This is a genomic window from Vibrio sp. V04_P4A5T148, assembly GCF_963875605.1.
GTDB classification, from domain to species: Bacteria; Pseudomonadota; Gammaproteobacteria; order Enterobacterales; family Vibrionaceae; genus Vibrio; species Vibrio anguillarum.
In genome coordinates this window covers 1-3617 of sequence record NZ_CAWNMS010000106.1, presented here as the reverse complement: position 1 = coordinate 3617, position 3617 = coordinate 1, and the positions used below count along the sequence as shown (strand labels likewise).

At 42.4% G+C, this 3617-nt stretch carries 5 protein-coding genes; 2 read left to right on the top strand and 3 right to left on the bottom strand.

What is annotated here, in order from left to right; translation table 11 throughout:
* Positions 1-415 precede the first annotated feature (415 nt).
* Positions 416-652, top strand: coding sequence for an RNA recognition motif domain-containing protein (locus AACT18_RS17590; RefSeq protein ID WP_013867767.1), 237 nt, complete (start codon positions 416-418; stop codon positions 650-652).
* A gap of 307 nt (positions 653-959) precedes the next feature.
* Positions 960-1928 carry an IS30-like element ISVa6 family transposase gene (locus AACT18_RS17585; RefSeq protein ID WP_017634123.1) on the top strand — a complete coding sequence of 323 codons (969 nt, stop codon included), beginning with the start codon at positions 960-962 and terminating at the stop codon, positions 1926-1928.
* A 25-nt stretch (positions 1929-1953) separates the two neighbouring features.
* On the opposite strand, the gene AACT18_RS17580 is transcribed toward AACT18_RS17585, so the two are convergent.
* The 3 genes from AACT18_RS17580 to AACT18_RS17570 all read right to left on the bottom strand — a co-directional run.
* The gene (locus AACT18_RS17580) at positions 1954-2580 is read right to left on the bottom strand and encodes a TIGR02391 family protein (protein WP_094145946.1); all 627 of its coding nucleotides are present in this window, start codon (positions 2578-2580) and stop codon (positions 1954-1956) included.
* A 153-nt stretch (positions 2581-2733) separates the two neighbouring features.
* Positions 2734-3141: a GFA family protein gene (locus AACT18_RS17575; protein WP_094145944.1), complete on the bottom strand. Its 408-nt coding sequence runs from the start codon at positions 3139-3141 to the stop codon at positions 2734-2736.
* A 159-nt stretch (positions 3142-3300) separates the two neighbouring features.
* Positions 3301-3617, bottom strand: a 317-nt coding sequence (locus AACT18_RS17570; RefSeq protein WP_141138107.1) for an ISAs1 family transposase, incomplete at its 5' end; no start/stop codon positions are given.

Sequence of the window (3617 nt, the reverse complement as noted above, 5' to 3'; positions counted from 1 at the left end):
TTATTGAGCCAACCGCCTCAACCTCGCGCTTGCCCGAAAATTGATTGAGGCAATTCGCTGAATTTCCAGCGCCAAAGAATAATTGTCCAGAAAACCGCGCCCACTGAAGCCAACTTGCCGAGAAACACCAAACTAAAGAGCCAAGGGAACAAAGAACAATCATAAACCACTGACTTTTGGTGATTAAGCATAACGCCCGGCTAAGGGGTTGACAACGCATAGCCGAACTCAAAAAAACACACTGTAAACACTGAACTTCAATTTTGCACTAAAGCCGCCAAGCGTTGGCAATCCCTCTTGAGCCGTTTGTTATGCAGTTTTTTAACCAATACTCAGTATAGAGAACGAATTACTTAGCCAAACTTATCTTTAGCTGCCACAATTCGCACGGTCATTTACTACCAATTGGTTCATCATGAAACTTTTAGTTCGCAATCTATCTCGCTCTACAACTGAACAAGAACTTCGTGTTTTATTCTCAGCTCATGGCTCCGTAGCCGAATGTACGCTTGTTTTAGACCAAGTAACGGGTCAATCAAAAGGCTTTGCTTTTGTCGAAATGCCAAACGAAAACGAAGCTAATGCTGCAATTTCTAGCCTAAACCTTTCTGACGTAGCCAAAAGCAAAATCAGAGTAAAAGCCGCAGAATAAACACCTTATAGACAAAAAGAGTAAAGCTCCGTCAGTTCAAATACATTGGGCTGACGTCTTTTAGTTTCCGTTGAACCTGTAGAACTGCATAACGCCCGGCTAAGGGGTTGACAACGAACCGCCGAACTTAAAAAACACACTGTAAACACTGAACTTCAATTTTGCACTAAAACCGCCAAGCGTTGGCAATCCCTCTTGAGCCGTTTGTTAGGCCACTTGGATTCAACTACGAAGTGCGACACCTCTGAACATAAAAACAGTGAGATGCGATAATCATGAACTTTGCTCCCGCCAAGAAGTAAAAAACATGAAATACACGCACCTCACTGAGAACGAAAGGTATATGATTTCTGCACTCAGAAAGCAAGGAATTAGTACCGCTAAAATAGCTAAACAACTGGGTCGTCACAAAGCGACTATCTATCGAGAAATTGAACGCAATTCCCGATACAACAGACACTTTAAAAGGTACTCCTATCAGGCGTGGAGAGCCCAACAAATGGCTCGCAACAGGCTGAGCCGCTCGCGCAGAAATAAGCGTTACAGCGAAATCGACTTCAGGTTACCTGAAGCCTTGCTACGACTGGATTGGAGCCCTGACCAAATCGTTGGATACCTAAGGGTAAGAGGCTATCCAACAATGAGCCACGAGCTCATTTATCAGCATATTTGGAACGACAAAACTCTCGGTGGAACACTATGGAAACACTTACGCCAATCGACCAAGAAAAGGCGTAAAAGGTATAACTCAAAAGACAGCCGAGGTCGGCTGGCAGCAAAGCGTCATATTACCGAAAGACCTGCAAAAGCTGAGCATCGAAAAGAGCCTGGTCATTGGGAAATTGATACCGTCGTTGGCCGCGGAACCAAGCACTGTATCGTGACCTTAGTCGACAGAATGACTGGCTACACTTTTATTGGGCAAATGGACGATAGAACAAGCGAGTCGCTCAACGTAAGAATGAGCAAAATCATGACCCGCTCTGACTTACCTTTTAAGACGATAACTGCGGATAACGGCACTGAATTTCATGGTTATGCGCAACTAGAAAAACATCATAACTGTCTGTTTTACTTTGCAAATCCATACCACTCATGGGAGCGAGGCACTAATGAAAACACCAATGGTTTGATACGACAATACTTACCAAAACGAACCTCCATGTCACACGTGACACAGAAGCTGTGTAATGAAATTGCACACAAATTAAATACACGCCCACGCAAAAGACTTGGGTATAGAACACCAACGGAGTATATTCATGCGCATCTGTAGAAAGTGTCGCACTTCAAACTTGATACTAAGCGTTTTGCTCAGCATCTTCGATAGCTTTAAGCAAATCGCTAGCAACGGCAATTCGATCAAATGCAGATACAAAATCTAATTTAAGGTCACGATGAGCGCTAGAGTTACGGTAGAAACTAAATGCTCCAGTAATATAGCTTAAGAAAGCACATCGTTCAGATTTTGGTAAGTTCATATTAGTCAAAATACCATCATCAGCGTTAAATGCCTTTTTAAGTAAACGCTCCCCAAATATATCATTTGAAGCACCTATCTTTTCACGAGTAAAAACCTCAATTGCTTTAAACGCTTGGATAACTGCACTATCAAACTCCCCTGATTTAAGAAGAGAAAAGCACTTATTTATGAGTATCGGATGAACGTAACTTTCGGGCATTAAAGCATATTTCTCAACAACTCTTCTAAATTCTCTTTCGGAAAACCTAAAACCAACTTTTGTTGGGTAAAACGCCTCCTCACCTTCATCATCATACCCACGCTGAAATCGTCTTATATCAATATGAGCAGTAGGACTAGCTTTATATTTGACTCTAGTAAATTTTACAGATTGATACCCGCCCGGATTGGTTTCTCCAATCTCTTCCTGAAACTCTATTTTTGCTTCAATTTCTGCTTTTGGCATAGTATTTCCTATTTACGTATAACGCCGCGTTAAGGGGCAGCCGACGCTACTACCAACTTTCCGCATAACACTGTAACCACAAAAACCAACGCATAATAAAAATGCCACGCGTTGGCTGTCCCTCTTGAACGCTTTGTTATGTGTGGCTTACCGTTACTTTGGCAGCTCATCAAAGTTAGGCACACTACTTATATTTTTAGACCAACTAGCACTATAAGCTACAAAGATTTTTGCTGTTGGCGAAATGAGTACCTCGCTATCCAAACTGCCTGCGGGTACAACAACACTATTTATACTCTCAACAAAGACAGGAAGCGCTGAACCACAATTTTGACAAAAACTTTTGGTATGTAATGAGTTAGGATGTTGATAGGTTTTCACATTACTTTCACCTCGTAACCAAGTTAACAAACCATTTTTTGCAAATAAATTGGCAGCATGTGAAGAACCTGAATCTTTCTGGCACCGAGAACAATGACATAAAAAGAACGATTGAAAATCTCCAGAAAGCACAAATTGAACTTTGCCACAGAGGCATGAACCACAATGTTGATTCTTCACAAAAGCTCCTTATGTTCGATTACACATAACGCCCGGTTAAGGGGCAGCCAACGCCATTACCAAGCTTCCGCATAACACTGTAACCCAAAAAACCAACGCATAATAAAAATGCCGCGCGTTGGCTGTCCCTCTTGAACCGTCACGGAAACCGCATGAACATCACCGCCCTGTAAAGCTTTCGAGAACCTTACTTAGGTAGTTTTCGTCCATTGCGCAGTTCATCCGTTTGCGTTTAATGCCACCTTTAAAGGTGGTTTCACTCTTTAATAGGTTCAAACATATCTGCCTGATCCTTGCTAAAGCCTCTGCGCGATCATCGGCTCTAATACGAGAGTTGTCCTCACTAAATGCGGTATCAAGGGACCAATGCATGGCCTCTACGCCCCAATGAGAACGCGTCGCTTCAAGCAGAGTTTGGGCTTCTAATTCTTTAGAACAGATATAGTAACGAATACTCACATCCTGCTCTGTTGCTA

Excerpts from the sequence above, each read along its gene's own strand:
- AACT18_RS17585 (WP_017634123.1), top strand. The coding sequence starts at position 960 with ATGAAATACACGCACCTCACTGAGAACGAAAGGTATATGATTTCTGCA.
- AACT18_RS17590 (WP_013867767.1), top strand. The coding sequence starts at position 416 with ATGAAACTTTTAGTTCGCAATCTATCTCGCTCTACAACTGAACAAGAA.
- AACT18_RS17580 (WP_094145946.1), bottom strand. The coding sequence starts at position 2,580 with ATGCCAAAAGCAGAAATTGAAGCAAAAATAGAGTTTCAGGAAGAGATT.